Annotated in this window: 19 protein-coding genes; 3 read left to right on the forward strand and 16 right to left on the reverse strand. The window is 51.3% G+C overall.

Features of this window, described 5'->3' with window-relative positions; translation table 11 throughout:
• Nucleotides 1-22: 22 nt before the first annotated feature.
• Entirely contained in the window at nt 23-667 is a 645-nt protein-coding gene (gene yfcF, locus RGV86_RS05770; protein ID WP_000042423.1) for a glutathione transferase, read from the reverse strand.
• Nucleotides 668-801: 134 nt separating this feature from the next.
• Between yfcF and yfcG the strand changes: the two genes are divergently transcribed.
• From yfcG to RGV86_RS05785, 3 genes are read left to right on the forward strand one after another with little or no spacing between them, the layout of a single operon-like run.
• The gene (gene yfcG, locus RGV86_RS05775; protein ID WP_085460972.1) at nt 802-1,449 is read left to right on the forward strand and encodes a GSH-dependent disulfide bond oxidoreductase; all 648 of its coding nucleotides are present in this window, start codon (nt 802-804) and stop codon (nt 1,447-1,449) included.
• 56 nt (nt 1,450-1,505) lie between these two features.
• Entirely contained in the window at nt 1,506-1,868 is a 363-nt protein-coding gene (folX, locus tag RGV86_RS05780; protein ID WP_000068453.1) for a dihydroneopterin triphosphate 2'-epimerase, read from the forward strand.
• Between the two features lie 20 nt (nt 1,869-1,888).
• Nucleotides 1,889-2,782 carry a TIGR01777 family oxidoreductase gene (locus tag RGV86_RS05785; protein ID WP_309508401.1) on the forward strand — a complete coding sequence of 298 codons (894 nt, stop codon included), beginning with the start codon at nt 1,889-1,891 and terminating at the stop codon, nt 2,780-2,782.
• Between the two features lie 47 nt (nt 2,783-2,829).
• Here RGV86_RS05785 and rpnB read toward each other — a convergent pair whose 3' ends face one another.
• The 15 genes from rpnB to RGV86_RS05860 form a co-directional block, all read right to left on the reverse strand.
• Complete coding sequence (gene rpnB / locus RGV86_RS05790; protein WP_309508400.1) at nt 2,830-3,732, reverse strand: recombination-promoting nuclease RpnB; 903 nt, start codon at nt 3,730-3,732, stop codon at nt 2,830-2,832.
• Between the two features lie 196 nt (nt 3,733-3,928).
• Nucleotides 3,929-4,702 (reverse strand): histidine ABC transporter ATP-binding protein HisP, encoded by a 774-nt coding sequence (gene hisP, locus RGV86_RS05795; protein ID WP_309508399.1) that lies wholly within the window; start codon nt 4,700-4,702, stop codon nt 3,929-3,931.
• 7 nt (nt 4,703-4,709) lie between these two features.
• Nucleotides 4,710-5,426 (reverse strand): ABC transporter permease, encoded by a 717-nt coding sequence (locus RGV86_RS05800; protein ID WP_000569947.1) that lies wholly within the window; start codon nt 5,424-5,426, stop codon nt 4,710-4,712.
• The gene (hisQ, locus tag RGV86_RS05805) at nt 5,423-6,109 is read right to left on the reverse strand and encodes a histidine ABC transporter permease HisQ (RefSeq protein WP_000965518.1); all 687 of its coding nucleotides are present in this window, start codon (nt 6,107-6,109) and stop codon (nt 5,423-5,425) included. Before hisQ ends, RGV86_RS05800 begins: the two co-directional genes overlap by 4 nt.
• Before the next feature lie 89 nt (nt 6,110-6,198).
• The gene (gene hisJ / locus RGV86_RS05810) at nt 6,199-6,981 is read right to left on the reverse strand and encodes a histidine ABC transporter substrate-binding protein HisJ (RefSeq protein WP_000737617.1); all 783 of its coding nucleotides are present in this window, start codon (nt 6,979-6,981) and stop codon (nt 6,199-6,201) included.
• Between the two features lie 220 nt (nt 6,982-7,201).
• On the reverse strand, nt 7,202-7,984 hold the full coding sequence (gene argT, locus RGV86_RS05815; RefSeq protein WP_000748236.1) for a lysine/arginine/ornithine ABC transporter substrate-binding protein ArgT: 783 nt from the start codon (nt 7,982-7,984) through the stop codon (nt 7,202-7,204).
• A 264-nt stretch (nt 7,985-8,248) separates the two neighbouring features.
• Entirely contained in the window at nt 8,249-8,818 is a 570-nt protein-coding gene (gene ubiX / locus RGV86_RS05820) for a flavin prenyltransferase UbiX (protein ID WP_085460974.1), read from the reverse strand.
• A 94-nt stretch (nt 8,819-8,912) separates the two neighbouring features.
• Nucleotides 8,913-10,430 carry an amidophosphoribosyltransferase gene (gene purF / locus RGV86_RS05825; protein ID WP_000334227.1) on the reverse strand — a complete coding sequence of 506 codons (1,518 nt, stop codon included), beginning with the start codon at nt 10,428-10,430 and terminating at the stop codon, nt 8,913-8,915.
• Between the two features lie 36 nt (nt 10,431-10,466).
• Nucleotides 10,467-10,955, reverse strand: coding sequence for a colicin V production protein (gene cvpA / locus RGV86_RS05830; protein WP_000262113.1), 489 nt, complete (start codon nt 10,953-10,955; stop codon nt 10,467-10,469).
• Between the two features lie 258 nt (nt 10,956-11,213).
• Nucleotides 11,214-11,873: a cell division protein DedD gene (dedD, locus tag RGV86_RS05835; RefSeq protein WP_000146983.1), complete on the reverse strand. Its 660-nt coding sequence runs from the start codon at nt 11,871-11,873 to the stop codon at nt 11,214-11,216.
• Nucleotides 11,863-13,131, reverse strand: a complete 1,269-nt coding sequence (gene folC, locus RGV86_RS05840) for a bifunctional tetrahydrofolate synthase/dihydrofolate synthase (protein ID WP_137598263.1) — start codon at nt 13,129-13,131, stop codon at nt 11,863-11,865. Before folC ends, dedD begins: the two co-directional genes overlap by 11 nt.
• Before the next feature lie 69 nt (nt 13,132-13,200).
• On the reverse strand, nt 13,201-14,115 hold the full coding sequence (accD, locus tag RGV86_RS05845; RefSeq protein ID WP_000118402.1) for an acetyl-CoA carboxylase, carboxyltransferase subunit beta: 915 nt from the start codon (nt 14,113-14,115) through the stop codon (nt 13,201-13,203).
• A gap of 153 nt (nt 14,116-14,268) precedes the next feature.
• The gene (locus tag RGV86_RS05850; protein ID WP_000364335.1) at nt 14,269-14,928 is read right to left on the reverse strand and encodes a DedA family protein; all 660 of its coding nucleotides are present in this window, start codon (nt 14,926-14,928) and stop codon (nt 14,269-14,271) included.
• Between the two features lie 82 nt (nt 14,929-15,010).
• The gene (gene truA / locus RGV86_RS05855) at nt 15,011-15,823 is read right to left on the reverse strand and encodes a tRNA pseudouridine(38-40) synthase TruA (RefSeq protein ID WP_001283597.1); all 813 of its coding nucleotides are present in this window, start codon (nt 15,821-15,823) and stop codon (nt 15,011-15,013) included.
• Nucleotides 15,823-16,836, reverse strand: coding sequence for an aspartate-semialdehyde dehydrogenase (locus RGV86_RS05860; protein ID WP_001289156.1), 1,014 nt, complete (start codon nt 16,834-16,836; stop codon nt 15,823-15,825). The genes truA and RGV86_RS05860 overlap by 1 nt, the downstream gene beginning before the upstream one ends.
• Between the last annotated feature and the right edge of the window lie 40 nt (nt 16,837-16,876).

Here is a 16,876-nt window from a genome sequence, read left to right on the forward strand (position 1 = left end):
ATACTGGATTCTATCGCCTCTATCAGCCAGATTGCTTCGCCGAAAGTGCAATAAAACGCTGAACTGAAGCCCTCTGCCACTGGAATGCTGCATAATCCACCAGACGTTCCGGCACCTCATCACCCTGTAATACCAGGCGGTTAATCATTAACGCCAAATCAGTATCCGCAATACACCACTCACCAAACAGATTCGGCTGGTTATGTGCCAGTAAATGTTCTGCCATCGCGAACAGTTTCTCTACACTGGCTTTTCCCTCCGCCGTTAGTGGCGCTTTTTTCGCACCAGCAAAGACAACATCCGTCGAACGTTCTTCGCGGATGGGCATCAGATCGCTGCGTAACCAGGCCTGAATCTGCCGTGCTCGCGCCCGATTTTGTAAATCAAGCGGATAAATGCGCTCCCAGGTCGGCGGCGCAAAACGATCCTCCAGATATTCTGCAATGGCAGAGGATTCACTCAACTCAAAATCATCAATTTGTAACAACGGCACGCGCCGTGTCTGTCCGTAACCTTGCCACGTCGGCCGCAAATGTTCACCGCTGTCGAGGTTGATGGTTTTTATATGAAAAGGCAGGCCTTTCTCCTGCAACGCCACCCAGGCGGATAACACATAAGGGGAGAAAAAATGGGCATCTGACCACAGCGTGATAGCAGGTTTACTCATTATGTCCTCAGCGATAAATGGGCTTGCTATCAAACTATAGAGCCTTTTTGTCACGGTGACTTGATGAAAACTTACACAAGTCGCTGCGCTTTCTATACTTGATGTGTTCAGATTATTAGATAACCGGAGCTGCAATGATCGATCTCTATTTCGCCCCAACGCCGAATGGTCACAAAATTACGTTGTTTCTCGAAGAGGCGGGACTGGATTATCGCTTAATCAAAGTTGACCTCGGTAAAGGTGGTCAGTTTCGCCCGGAGTTTTTGCTCATTTCGCCCAACAATAAAATTCCGGCGATTGTTGATCATGCCCCGACTGACGGCGGAGAACCATTAAGCCTCTTTGAATCAGGTGCGATTTTGTTGTATCTGGCGGAAAAAACAGGGCTATTTTTAGGTCATCAACCGCGTGAGCGCGCCACTACATTACAGTGGTTATTCTGGCAGGTTGGAGGCCTGGGGCCGATGCTCGGGCAAAATCACCATTTTAATCATGCAGCGCCACAGACTATTCCCTATGCAATTGAGCGTTATCAGGTTGAAACTCAGCGTCTGTATCATGTATTGAATAAGCGCCTGGAAAACTCGCCCTGGCTGGGCGGTGAAAACTACAGCATTGCAGATATTGCCTGTTGGCCGTGGGTTAATGCCTGGACTCGCCAGCGAATTGAACTCGCAATGTATCCGGCAGTAAAAAACTGGTATGAACGAATCCGCTCACGTCCTGCTACCGGGCAGGCGCTACTAAAAGCACAAGTAAATGATGAGATTTCGAATAGTTAACAGAACCTGGTTCTCGTGTATTATTTAATCCTAAATAAAACAACGGAGAACCTGCAATGGCACAACCTGCCGCGATTATTCGGATAAAGAACCTTCGTTTACGAACGTTTATTGGCATTAAGGACGAAGAGATTAACAACCGTCAGGATATTGTTATCAATGTGACGATCCACTACCCCGCCGATAAAGCGCGAACCAGTGAAGATATCAACGATGCGCTGAATTATCGCACCGTAACGAAAAACATTATTCAGCATGTAGAGAATAACCGTTTCTCTTTGCTGGAAAAATTAACTCAGGATGTGCTCGATATCGCACGTGAACATCACTGGGTGACGTATGCTGAAGTGGAGATCGATAAACTGCACGCGCTGCGCTACGCGGATTCGGTATCCATGACCTTACGCTGGCAGCGTTAACCGCCATATCGGGAGGCTGCATGAACATAGTGATCACTGGAGGAACGGGATTAATTGGTCGTCATTTAATCCCACGTTTGTTGGAACTGGGCCATCAGGTCACGGTTGTAACACGTAACCCGCAGAAAGCCAGCTCAGTTCTCGGCTCCCAGGTGACACTATGGCAAGAGCTTGCCGATCAAAGCAACCTCAACGGCGTTGATGCGGTGATCAATCTGGCCGGTGAACCAATAGCCGATAAACGCTGGACTCGCGAGCAAAAAGATCGCCTCTGCCAAAGCCGCTGGAATATAACGCAAAAACTGGTAGATTTGATTAACGCCAGCGACACGCCGCCGTCAGTGCTCATTTCCGGCTCGGCGGCGGGATATTATGGTGACTTAGGTGAAGTCGTGGTCACCGAAGAAGAACCGCCACATAACGAATTTACCCATAAACTCTGCGCCCGTTGGGAGGAAATTGCCTGTCGGGCGCAAAGCGACAAAACACGAGTGTGCCTGCTGCGTACCGGCGTAGTACTGGCTTCGGATGGCGGTATCCTCGGTAAAATGCTGCCTCCGTTTCGCCTTGGCCTGGGCGGTTCGATTGGCTCCGGTCGGCAGTATCTGGCCTGGATTCATATTGATGATATGGTCAACGGTATTCTCTGGCTGCTGGATAACGATCTGCGCGGGCCATTTAATATGGTCTCGCCATATCCGGTACACAATGAACAATTTGCCCATGCGCTTGGTCATGCGCTGCATCGCCCGGCGATTTTGCGCGTCCCTGCCACAGCTATTCGCTTGCTGATGGGGGAATCATCGGTTCTGGTCTTGGGCGGACAACGTGCGTTGCCAAAACGGCTGGAAGAAGCGGGTTTTGCGTTTCGCTGGTACGATTTAGAAGAGGCGCTGGCGGATGTCGTTCGCTGATGTGGTTTACTGCAAACATCCGCCAGTTAACTCCCGGCGTTACAGGATTAGTAGCTTTGCGCGATAAGATCGTCTGGCGAAAGTCGGGTCAGCATCAGAACTAACTCTCTGTCTAAACCTCTCTCCAACATCTCCTGAGCAATACGCAGGGCTTCTTCACGTTTGCCCAGAATTAATCCATCATTCCGCCCTTCTTCACGTAATCTGTCAGCAATGGTCATCAGTTTCTCCTTTTCTTGTGGTGCACGTTCCGCTATCTCACCAATAAATGCTCGGAAACGCTGGGCATCCCCTGTTTGTAATACGTAATTAAACAGAGCTTTTAGCTGTCTGTCATTAGTGTTCCCTGTAACTAGCAGCGAAACAATTTGATCGACTAATCCCAACAGATCGCGCTGACGGATATGTTTCTGAATTAATTCCAACAACGCCATTTTGCGATGTTGCATAATCTCGTCATCCGGCACTACGGTAATATCCACCAGCGGAAAAGCCGATGAATAAATTTTGCGGGCTATAGCTGGCTCCGCAAATTCATCAAGCCAGCAGAGAGAATAAGGGTAAGGACTCCTGCAACCATGATAAAACAGCATCGGGATCACCAACGGAAGCTCTTTATAGCCCGCATCAAGATGGTTTTGCATTGCCGCGATGGAATAGCGCATCATGCGAAAAGCCATTAATTCTTCTGGCTTACTTTGGTGCTCTATCACTACATAAATATAGCCCGCGCCCTCCTGCGTTTTCACAGACCACAAGAGGTCGGAATAATATTGCCGCAGGTCTTCATCAATAAAACTGTTAGGTTCCAGTTTGAGCGTCGTTAAATCACACAGTTTGCGCAGCGGTGCGGGAAGATGAATATCAATAAAATCCCGCGCGGTGTCTGGATGGCGTAAAAAAGATTTAAATACCGCATCATGCAGCGTGGAAGTTGTCGATATTGTCATGGCGTTCCGTCACCCCTCAAATTTAAGATGACGTGACAATACCCATCCTTAATAGCTAATGCAGCAGGCAGTTTTTATCTTTGGACAGCGAATTCAGAAGTATTTTTAGCGGACTGCAACTTTTACATTTCAGCGGAAGCTGACTCGCAAATTTCCCCTGAAAATACTCCGGCAGCATTAGCCACCGGAGAGGTAATTATTTCAGCGAACCTTTAAGGAACTGTTGCAGACGCGGACTTTGCGGGTTGCCGAATAACTGTTCTGGCGCCCCCTCTTCTTCAATTTTCCCTTGATGAAGAAAAATTACATGCGTGGAGACGTGGCGGGCAAAGCCCATTTCGTGGGTCACTACAACCATCGTTTTTCCCTCTTCTGCGAGCTGCTGCATAATACGCAACACTTCGCCTACCAGTTCAGGATCGAGCGCCGAGGTGGGTTCATCAAACAGCAGAACCTCCGGTTCCATTGCCAGCGCCCTTGCGATGGAAACACGCTGTTGCTGACCGCCGGAAAGATGCACCGGATATTTCCCCTGCGCACGTTCGTCTATGCCGACTTTCGCCAGATACTTCACCGCCCGCTCGCGTGCTTCGTGCTTACTCAGACCCAGCACCTGAATCGGCGCTTCCATGACGTTTTCCAGTACCGTCATGTGGCTCCAGAGATTGAAGTGCTGGAACACCATCGTCAGGCGTGTGCGCAGTAAGCGCAGCTGATTTTTATCGGCGACTTTGAGTTGGCCGTCTTTATCACGCACCAGATTGATGGTCTGGCCGTTAACCACGATCGATCCTTCGCTCGGTTTTTCGAGGAAGTTAATGCAACGCAGAAAGGTACTTTTCCCCGATCCCGACGCTCCGATGATGCTTATCACATCTCCGGCGTTCGCTTGCAGAGAGACCCCTTTCAGCACTTCATGTTCACCGTAGCGTTTGTGCAAATCGATAACGTTTAATTTATTCTCGGACATCGTATTCTCAGTGCGTTGAAGAAGGTTTCACATGCTGCAACCAGCGTTTTTCCGCTTTACGGAACAGGCTTATCAGGACATAAGAGATAATTAAATAGAGCACAGCGGCAATGCCGAAGGCGGTAAATGGTTGATACGTGGCGGCGTTGATATCGCGGGCAATTTTCAGCAGATCCGGCACTGTGGCGGTAAAAGCCAGCGCAGTAGAATGCAACATCAGGATCACTTCGTTGCTGTAGGCCGGTAACGCAATACGCAGCGCCGATGGCAAAATAATGCAGCGATACATTTTAAAGCTTGAGAAACCGTAGGCTCTGGCGGCTTCGATTTCCCCGTGCGGCACCGAACGGATCGCCCCGGCAAAAATCTCAGTGGTGTAAGCACAGGTGTTGAGCGTCAGCGCCAGCACGGTACAGTTCAGGCCACTGCGGAAAAAGGCATTAAGGAACTCGGTGCCCTTAACAATCTCCAGCGTGTACATGCCAGAATAGAACACCAGCAGCTGAACATACAGCGGCGTACCGCGAAAAATATAGGTAAATAACCAGATTGGAAACTGGATGTATTTATTACTTGAGACGCGACCAATCGCCAGAAACAGCGCCAGAATTCCGCCTATCACTACCGACAAAATCAGCAGCCACAGGGTGATCGCCACGCCGGTAAAACGATAACCATCGGTCCACAGCAGTGGTTTCCAGTATTCATGTAAGATTTCGATCACAGGTCAGCCCTCTTCACACCCACGGAATAGCGGCGCTCAAGGAACAGCAGCACACCATTGGAAACGGTGGTGAAAACCAGATAAATCACGCCACAGACGATGGCGAAATAGAACGGTTCCCAGGTACTTTTTCCTGCCAACTGCGTGGCTTTGACCACATCTTCCAGGCCGAGTAACGAAACCAGGGCTGTAGATTTGAGGATTACCTGCCAGTTGTTGCCAATCCCCGGCAGGGCGTAACGCATCATCGCCGGAAACATGATCCGCCGAAACACTTGCCCACGAGTAAAACCGAACGCCGTCGCCGCCTCTATATGTCCTTTCGGCACTGCCATAAACGCGCCACGGAACGTTTCGGTAAAATAAGCACCGTAGATAAAACCGAGAGTGATAATGCCGGCGACCATCGGGTCGATATCAATCTGCCCGACGCCCATCGCCTCCGTCACCGTGTTTAGCGCAATCTGCAAACCGTAGAAAATCAGCAGCATCAACACCAAGTCCGGCACGCCACGAATCAGCGTGGTGTATCCTTCGAAAATCAGCCCCGAAAGCCGATTTTGCGAGAGCTTACCGCCAGCGCCAATTAAACCGATGATTACAGCGAGCACTACAGAGCTGATAGCCAGCTCCAGCGTGACGAGCGCACCCTGTAAAATAACACCTGAAAACCCATACAACATGCAGCCTGTCCTGTCGTGTGTGGTGAATTACCGCCTCTTGTCTCCCTCCGGTTACCCGAAGGGAGCGGGCTTTCCTTCACCGATGGCGATTAACCACCATAAACATCAAAATCGAAGTACTTTTTCGCCAGTTTCTCGTAAGTACCGTCAGCGCGCATTTCGGCAAAGGCTTTGTTCAGTGCCTCGCGCAGTTCGTTATCTTCTTTGCGCAGACCCATGCCGGTGCCTACGCCAAACAGTTTTTCATCTTTAACAGACGGGCCACCGAATTTGTAATCTTTACCGACGGGTTGTTTGAGGAAACCTTCGCTGGCAGCGACCTCATCCTGGAACGCGGCATCAATACGTCCGGCAGTCAGGTCAGAATAAATGTTGTCCTGCCCCTGATAAGAGACGATTTCAATGCCTTTGGGCGCCCAGTGTTCATTACCAAATGTCTCCTGGGTGGTGCCCTGCAATACGCCTACCCGCTTGCCTTTCAGCAACTCGACTGTCGGCTGAATGTCGGAATTTTTCGCCACCACCAGACGAGAATCGGCAGCGTACAGTTTGTCGGTGAAGGCAATTTCTTGCTGACGTTTTTCCGTAATGGAAAGCGATGACATGATGGCGTCAATCTTCTTCGCTTTTAAGGACGGGATTAACGCATCCAGCGGGTTTTCGACAAACGTACATTGCGTATTGATGCGCTTGCACAACTCCTTCGCAAGATCGATATCGAAGCCAACCAGTTCGCCTTGTGAATTTTTTGATTCAAATGGCGCATAGGTCGGGTCGGTACCGATGCGGATGTTTTGCGGAATCGCAGCAAATGCCGCAGTTGCGCTGGAGAAGGCCAGAACCAGAGAGAGCGATAGCACCAGTTTTTTCATAATGTCCTCAACTGACAGTCTTTTTATAGGGAATATTTACAGGTTTGTTACACTTATCGTGCCATAAAATTGACCATCAAGGCAAAATATCCCGCCCCGTTAGACGTATTATTTTTCATTAAAAATGCTTAAGTATGCATTTCAATGCACCACGATAGTGCAACAAACCTGGCGTGGACCATGATGATCATTCCATCAGGTACAGCTTCCCAGCGACGTATCAGTCACCGTAGACATTAAAGTCGAAATACTTTTTCGCCATCTTGTCGTAAGTGCCGTCCTGACGCAGTTCGCCAAGCGCCTTATCAAAAGCGGCTTTCAGTTCGGCATCATCTTTACGTAGCCCTACGCCTGTACCATCACCGAAGTATTTTTTGTCTTTCACTGATGAGCCAGCAAAGGCGAACTCTTTACCGGCAGGTTGCTTGAGGAATCCTTCGCTGGCCGCGACTTCGTCCTGCAAAGCGGCATCCAGACGGCCTGCATCCAGATCGGAATAGACCAAATCCTGGTTAGCATAGGCCACCACATCGACGCCTTTACTACGCCAGTTATCATTGGCATACGCTTCCTGGGTAGAGCCTTGCAGCACGCCAACATGTTTACCTTTCAGTGAATCCAGCGTCGGCTGGATCGGCGAACCTTTGGCGGCAATCAAACGAGAATCTGCGGCGTACAACTTGTCAGAGAAGGCAATCTCCTGCTGACGTTTATCAGTAATGGAGAGCGACGAAATAATGGCGTCGATTTTTTTCGCTTTCAGTGAGGGGATCAGCGCATCAAAGTCACTGGCAACCCAGGTACATTTCACCTGCATCCGTTTGCACATCTCGTTACCGAGATCGATATCAAAGCCAACAAAGTCACCTTTGGCATCTTTCGATGAGAACGGTGCATAGGTGGTATCCGTTCCGATACGTACCGTCTCCGGTAGCGCCGCATAGCTGGAGGCCGCTGCGGAAATACCGACTAACAAAGACAGAGCGAGAATCGACTTCTTCATACATAACCCTCAAGTGAAATGGCTTTTTTATGTTGTGTATTGTGTTGTGTGTTTGCAGGCTCTTTCATGCAGGTCTTATGCCATCTTGACGGCAACATTAACATTCAACGTTAAATATGTTAATAAGACGTTGCACTATTGTCCTAAAGTTGAAGATAGCAGGTATGGCGGTTGAATCGCAGCGTTTCGATTGAATGGCAGGAACAAAATGTCGAGGATTTGATCGCGGTTGCAAAATTGCCCTGAAACAGGGCAACAGCGGAATTATGCGCCCTGCCAGCGGGCAAAGAGGTCTTCAGGAAGGGTTATCGCAAACTGGTCAAGAACACGGTTAACCGTCTGATTTATCACATCATCAAGGGATTGCGGGCGATGATAAAACGCCGGAACGGGAGGCATAATCACCGCACCGATTTCTGCCGCCTGAGTCATTAAACGCAGGTGGCCTAAGTGCAACGGAGTTTCACGCACGCAGAGCACCAACGGACGACGCTCTTTCAGCACCACATCTGCCGCACGGGTCAGTAAGCCATCAGTATAGCTATGGACAATACCGGACAGTGTTTTGATTGAACAGGGTAAAATCACCATCCCCAGTGTCTGGAAAGAACCGGAAGAGATGCTGGCGGCAATATCGCGCGCATCGTGCGTGACATCGGCAAATGCCTGCACTTCGCGCAGGGAAAAATCCGTTTCGAGGGATAAGGTCTGGCGCGCTGCCTGGCTCATCACCAGATGCGTTTCGATATCTGCGACATCACGCAGAACCTGTAATAAGCGCACGCCATAAATCGCGCCGCTGGCACCGCTGATGCCCACAATGAGTCGTTTCATAAAGAGTTGCCCTGTCAGACTTGCAGGCAGACTTTGCAGGATTTCGGCAGGAGTTGCAAGTCAGGGTGCCAGACCGGCACCCTGCGTGAAGGCATCATCCTTCGTTATGCATTTCGAGATTTTCCACTTCGTTCTGACGTTGCACTGCTTTGGCGTCGTCATTACGTAAAGTATCGAGGAAATCGAGGTAGCCCTGATCAACATCTTTGGTGACGTAAACGCCGTTGAACACCGAGCATTCAAACTGCTGGATATCCGGGTTTTCAGCGCGAACGGCTTCGATCAGATCGTTCAGATCCTGGAAAATCAGACCGTCAGCACCGATGATCTGGCGAATTTCATCCACTTCACGACCGTGGGCGATAAGCTCCGTGGCGCTCGGCATATCAATACCGTAAACGTTCGGGAAGCGGATTTCCGGTGCCGCAGAAGCGAGGTACACTTTCTTCGCTCCGGCTTCACGCGCCATCTCGATAATTTGCTCAGAGGTGGTGCCACGGACGATAGAGTCATCGACCAGCAGGACGTTTTTATCGCGGAACTCGGCGCGGTTAGCGTTCAGTTTACGACGCACGGACTTACGACGCAGTTGCTGACCCGGCATGATAAAGGTGCGACCAACGTAACGATTTTTGACAAACCCCTGACGGTACGGTTTACCCAGAATACGAGCAATTTCCAGTGCAATATCGCAGGAAGTTTCCGGGATCGGAATAACCACGTCGATATCCAGATCTTCCCATTCACGGGCGATTTTTTCGCCAAGCTTTGTTCCCATATTGACGCGGGCGCTGTAAACGGAAATTTTGTCGATGAACGAGTCCGGGCGGGCAAAGTAAACATACTCAAACAGGCATGGATTGCTGACTGGATTATCGGCACACTGGCGGGTAAACAACTGACCATCTTCAGTGATGTAAATCGCTTCACCCGGTGCGACATCACGCAGGAACTCAAAGCCCAGGGTGTCGAGCGCAACGCTTTCAGAAGCGACCATATATTCTGTGCGATTCTCATCAATATCGCGTTTTCCTAACACCAGCGGACGAATGCCGTTAGGATCGCGGAAAGCAACCATACCGTGACCGATAATCATCGCCACACAGGCATACGCGCCACGGATCAGGCGGTTTGTGGCGGCAATGGCAGCAAAAATGTTGTCGGCTTCCAGCGGATAATGGCGAAAGTTGTCCAGTTCGCTGGCGAAGATATTGAGCAGAATTTCCGAGTCGGAAGTGGTGTTGATGTGGCGGCGTTTTTCTTCAAACAGCTTTTTACGCAACTCGTGAGCATTAGTCAGATTGCCATTATGGGCAAGCGTGATGCCATACGGGGAGTTAACGTAAAACGGCTGTGCTTCAGAGGCGCTGGAGCTGCCAGCCGTAGGGTAACGCACATGACCAATGCCCATATTGCCCTGTAAACGCTGCATATGGCGAGCTTCAAATACATCGCTCACCAGCCCGTTCGCTTTACGCAAACGGAAGCAGTTATTGGCATCAATGGTGATGATGCCGGCGGCATCCTGACCGCGATGCTGAAGCACCGTTAAGGCATCATAAATCGATTGGTTAACCGGCATAACACCGGCGATACCGACAATACCGCACATACGTCTTTTTCCTCGTTAAGCCACATCTCAGAGCACTTACGCTCTGGGCAAGAAACTTGACGAGCTTTGCAGATAATCAAAAAACCATCTGATGATAAAACTGAACTGTGGAATCAGCTGTGATTTGCTCCAGTCTTCGCTTTTCGACACTCCGGTAAAGGAGTCAAGAAAGAAAAGAATGGCAGCAACAATCAGCACACCACGCAACGCACCGAAACAGACGCCCAGCACCCGATCGGTGCCTGACAACCCTGTTTTCTCCACTAGCTGGCCTATCACGAAGTTCACGATAGCGCCAACGATAAGTGTGGCAATAAACAGTACCGCGATGGCAATCCCATTTCGAACCAGTTCGTCTTCAAAGCCCGTAAACCAGACTGACAGGTAAGTGTAGTAATGACTGGCGACAAAGAAAGCACAACCCCATGTCACCAGCGATAACGCTTCACGAACAAAGCCACGGATCAGGCTAACCAGAGAGGAAAAAGCAATCACCGCGATTATGGCGTAATCAATCCAGACCATATGTGTCCCACGATTTTACGCCCTGTCATCCTGTTCGGGGCGCATTCTAACAGAAAAAGAAAACGTTTGCGTAGGGATTTCCTTCCCGCGCATCAATAAAAATGGCGCTGAAAAAACATTCAACGCCATCGTTTTTTTTTGCCTTTGCGGCATCGGGCAATACATGTCGGATGCGGCATAAACGCCTTATCCGACCTACGGTTCTACCCCTGCGTAGGCCTGATAAGACGCGCCAGCGTCGCATCAGGCAAAACCGTATTAATTCGGCGTATAGCCCATTACCACGCCGCTTAAGCCAGAAAGTTGCTTCAGCTCACCCAGCGAGCCTTTCAGCTTCTCTTTCGAGGCATCCGGCCCAACCAGAATACGGGTAATTTTACCCTGTACTGGCGTTGACGGCGACGTATAAACCCGGTATCCCGCACCGCGCAATTTACCAACAATCTCATTCACTTTGTCGGCATTTTTCAGCGCACCCAGTTGCACAACATACGCTTTACCCGTCGGTGCAGCTTTTTCCTCCACGACCGGTTTCGGTTCTGGCTTCGGCGCAGGTGCTTCCACTTTCGGTTTAGGCGGTTCCACCGGTTTCGGCTTCGGCGGAGCGACCGGTGCAGGTTCCGGTTCAAACTCGGTATTATTGGCTGCAATGATTGCCGGATCGAGCGAAGGTGCCGCAGCATCGCCCGCACGCACCTCCTCTGCAGCCCCTTCCGGCGGCTGTGTCGGCAATGCCTGGGTAGCGGCTGGCATCATATCAGGCTCATCACGATCGCCCGCTTTAGGCACCAGCGGGATTGCCGCGAACTCATCCTGATAATGTTTTTTCTGCCCGTCCAGCAGCCCTGGCAGCACAATCACTCCCAGCGCCACCAGCACTATTGTGCCAACTAACCGATTCTGAAACTTACTCGCCACCGCTTCTCCTCGCGTCAATCACTTCCATGACATGTGCGACCGTGTGGAATGAACCACACACCAGCACGGTATCTTCCGGTTTAGCGTCTGCCATTGCGGCATCCCATGCCTGCGCAACGCTATCAAATGATTTGCCGTTACCCAAATGCTCAAGCAGTTGTTCTGCCGTGGCACCGCGCGGCCCTTCCAGTGGCGCACAATACCAGTCATCCACCACGCTTTTCAACCAGGCCAATGTACCAGCAATATCTTTATCATGTAGCATACCGATTACTGCCAGTACGCGCCCGTTTTTCGGTAACGCTTTCATACGCCCGGTAAGATATTCTGCCGCATGGGGATTATGGGCGACATCAAAAATGACGCGTGGCGACTCGCTCACAATCTGGAAACGTCCCGGCAAAATTGCGCTGGCAATGCCATCGCGAATTGCCTGTTCACTGACCTCCAGACCGCTGGCACGCAGCGCAGCCAGCGCCGTTGCGGCATTCGGTTGTGGGACAAGCGGTAACGGCAGGTTTTCCAGCGTACCGTTTGCGTCGGTAAACGACCAGTCATGGTCGCTGACGAAATAATTCCACTCTACGCCTCGACGTCGCAACAGTGCGCCCTTCTCATGCGCTACATCGGCGATGGTGTACGGCATTTCAGGTTCACCAACGATCGCCGGTCTTTCACTGCGGAAGATCCCCGCTTTCTCGCGACCAATGCTTTCGCGATCTGGCCCCAGCCAGTCGGTATGATCCAGCGCAATGCTGGTCACCACAGCCACATCAGCATCGACAATATTGGTGGCATCCAGACGACCACCCAGCCCCACTTCCAGAATTACCACATCAAGTTGCGCCTGTTTAAACAGCCACAGCGCCGACAACGTGCCGTATTCAAAATAGGTCAGGGAAATATCACCGCGTGCCGATTCAATCTCAGCAAAAGAGGCGGTGTGGGCCGATTCTGGTAGTTCCTGACCCTGTACACGAACGCGCTCGGTATAACGCACCAGATGCGGCGAACTGTAAACCCCCACTTTGTACCCTGCCGCCATGAGTATCGATTCCAGCGTGCGGCAGGTTGTGCCTTTGCCATTCGTACCTGCAACGGTAAACACAAACGGTGCTGGTTTCAGAACGCCGAGATGCGCTGCCACCTGGCTTACGCGCTCAAGGCCGAGATCGATAGTCTTACTGTGCAGGTTTTCCAGATAAGAAAGCCACGAAGCCAAAGGCGACGCGGCTTGAGGTGTGCGTTTGATAATCATGGTATCCGCTGATTCATTACGGGGATAATAGCAAAAGGGCAGAGCCAGCGGCCCTGCCCTTATCAGTTATCAGGCCTCAGGTTCCTGATCCGGTGCTGGTGGCACCACTTCGCCTTCACGTGGCGCTTCAGGATTTGGCGCTGGCAGATTCATCAGCTTCGCCAGAATGCTCGCCAGTTTCAGGCGCATTTCCGGACGGCGGACGATCATGTCGATCGCGCCTTTTTCGATCAGGAACTCACTGCGCTGGAATCCCGGCGGCAGTTTTTCGCGAACGGTCTGTTCAATCACACGCGGGCCGGCAAAGCCGATCAACGCTTTCGGTTCAGCAATATTGAGATCGCCAAGCATCGCGAAACTTGCAGAAACACCGCCCATGGTCGGATCGGTCAGCACGGAAATGTACGGCAGACCGCGCTCTTGCATTTTCGCCAGCGCCGCAGAGGTTTTCGCCATCTGCATCAGCGACATCAGCGCCTCTTGCATACGTGCGCCACCAGAGGCGGAAAAGCAGATAAGCGGGCAGTTGTCTTCCAGCGCCTGCTCAACGGCACGCACAAAACGAGCACCCACTACGGATCCCATTGAACCGCCCATAAAGGCAAATTCGAAGGCAGCAGCAACGACCGGCATTCCATACAGAGTGCCTTTCATTACGACCAGCGCGTCTTTTTCGCCGGTTTCTTTCTGTGCTGATGCCAGACGATCTTTATACTTTTTGGAGTCACGGAACTTCAGCACATCTTTCGGCTCAAGCTCGCTACCCAGCTCCACAAGGCTTCCTTCATCTAACAGGCTATGCAGGCGATTACGCGCCGTCATACGCATGTGATGGTCACACTTCGGACAGACCTCAAGATTACGTTCCAGCTCTGCACGGTATAAAACCTGACCGCAGCTATCACACTTAGTCCACACACCTTCAGGAATGCTTGCCTTGCGGGTGGGAGTAATGTTGCTTTTAATTCGTTCAATCCAGCTCATTAGGGACCTTTCTGTCTGAACCTGGTTCGATGCCAGTTTTATCTTTGGGGACGCATAATGCCATTTTTGCCCCCAACAGACCATCAATGTTGCACATTAAAACATAACAGCCCGAAACTTTGGATAAAAAAGTGGTCGAACCGCCGAGTTACTTTATTTTGCGGCGCGTGCCGCAGCGCGTTTGTGACGGATAATTTCGATGACGCCCGGCAATATGGAAACCACAATAATCCCGACGATCAGCAGCTTAAGGTTATCCTGAACCATTGGGATTGTACCGAAGAAATAGCCTGCGTAGGTAAAAAGCAGTACCCATAACAGCGCGCCGATCACATTGTAAGCGGCGAAATGACGGTACGACATGTGGCCCATCCCCGCAACGAACGGGGCGAACGTTCTGACGATTGGCACAAAACGGGCAAGAATAATGGTTTTGCCACCGTGTTTCTCATAAAACTGATGCGTTTTGTCGAGATAGCTACGGCGGAAAATTTTCGAGTTCGGATTACTGAATAATTTCTCGCCGAACAATCGCCCGATGGTGTAGTTGACCGCATCACCAACAATCGCGGCAATTAACATCAGTACGACCATCATATGAACATTGAGATCGTTGGTTTCAAGCGAAGCCAGTGCTCCAGCGACAAACAGCAGCGAATCTCCCGGCAGAAACGGTGTCACCACCAGACCGGTTTCACAGAACAAAATCAAAAACAGGATGGCATAAACCCAGACGCCATACTCTGCGACCAGCTCCGCCAGATGCACATCAATGTGCAGGATAAAATCGATGAGGAAATAAATCAGGTCCATAATTGCCTATGCCTTTTGCTCTTACTCTTTCAGGCCGTAACTGCGCTGGCTACGGCCTGAAATGTTCAGAGCATTATTCTCGTTAGTCCGCCAGAAATAGCGGGCCCATTGGCGGCTTTGGAAGATCAAACCGGTCAGGGTAATCCACCGCAACCAGATATAGACCTTCCGCTTTCGCCGTTGCTGCCGCCAGCGTTCTGTCCTTTGCCGCCAACAGCTCTGCTATCCAGCTCTCTGGCTGGTTGTGGGCACCGACTTCCATCAGGCTGCCTACAATATTCCTCACCATATGGTGTACAAAGGCATTCGCTTTGATATCCACCACCACATAAGGACCGTGACGCGTGACGTTGATATGCATAACGTTGCGCCACGGCGTTCGGGACTGACATTGCACCGCGCGGAACGAGGTGAAATCATTCTCGCCCAGCAGGCATTGCGCAGCCCGATGCATCCGTTCGGCGTCCAGCGGTTCGTAAAAGTGGGTTACCCCTTTACTCAGCACTGCCGGGCGCAGGCGATGATTGTAGATGATGTAGCGATAACGGCGAGCCGTGGCGCTAAATCTGGCATGAAAATCATCGGGTACAGCTTTAACCCAACGCACGGCGATGTCACCAGGTAAATTCGCATTTACGCCCAACGTCCACGCAGCGTCTTTGCGCTGCGCGGTCGTTTCGAAATGCACAACCTGCCCGGTGCCGTGTACGCCTGCGTCGGTACGCCCGGCGCAGAAGACGGTGATCGGTTCGTTCGCCACCTGCGAGAGCGCCTTTTCCAGCTTCTCCTGCACGCTGCGAACTTCGTTCTGCCGTTGCCAGCCGTAATATCTGCTGCCGTCGTACTCAATGCCCAGCGCAATTTTATAAACTGGCGGTTGTTGCTGGTCGGACATTAGTACAGGTACTCCTGCACCAGTTTTTCAGCGATCTTCACTGCCATCAATGCGCCGCCAAAGCGAACGTTATCAGCCACCGACCAGAACTGAATTTGCTCCGGCATACCATAGTCATTACGCACGCAACCAACAGAAAGATGCGGCGACCCGGAAGCATCGCCCACCTGCGTTGGAAATTCATTCTCTTCAGAAAGCTCAATATCTTCGCTTTGAGCAAACGCATCACGCGCTTCTTCTGCCGCCAGCGGACGCAGTGCTTCAAAATTGACCATCTGGGCATGACCGTAAAATACCGGTGCCTGAACAACACTTGCCGAGATCATCAGTCCTTCGTCCTGCATGATTTTGCGCACTTCATCGACGATACGGCGTTCTTCGCGCACGCTACCTTCGCGATCCGGCAATAAGGGCAGCATGTTGAACGCCAGCTGACGCCCAAAGAAATCTTCTTCATCAATCGGAATACCGTTCAGCAGTTTCGCGCTCTGCCCCGCTAACGCATCGACCGCTTTTTTACCCTGGGCGGAGGCAGAAATCAGGCTGGTGACGCTGATACGAGACAAACCGCCTTGATCGATTAACGGTTTCAGTGCCGCCAGTAACTGGCTGGTCAGGCTGTCCGGTACGGCGATGACATTCCGGTTGCGGTAATCGGTCAGTACAAACGGGTTTACTTCCGGCACCACCAGCGGTACGTCGGGTTCGAGAGCAAACAATCCGCTGCTGTCGATCACCAGACAACCCGCGTTGGTCGCTTCTTCAACCCAGGCAGCGGTCGCTTCTTTGCCTGCGACAAAAAATGCCAGTTGCGCCTGCGTCCAGTCGAATTCAGCGGCATCCTGCACGGTGATTGTCTTACCACCAAAGCGCAGTTGTTCGCCTGCGCTTTCGTTACGTGCCAGTGCATAAATTTCCCCAACCGGGAACTGACGTTCAGCCAGCGTTTCAAGCAGGGCTTCGCCCACAGCGCCAGTTGCGCCCAGGACGGCAATGTTCCAGCCTTCAGACATGGTGGTTTACTCCAGAAATAGCAAAACTCCCTGCCGATAT

Origin of the sequence: Escherichia ruysiae (assembly GCF_031323975.1) — a bacterium.
Classification (GTDB): Bacteria; Pseudomonadota; Gammaproteobacteria; order Enterobacterales; family Enterobacteriaceae; genus Escherichia; species Escherichia ruysiae.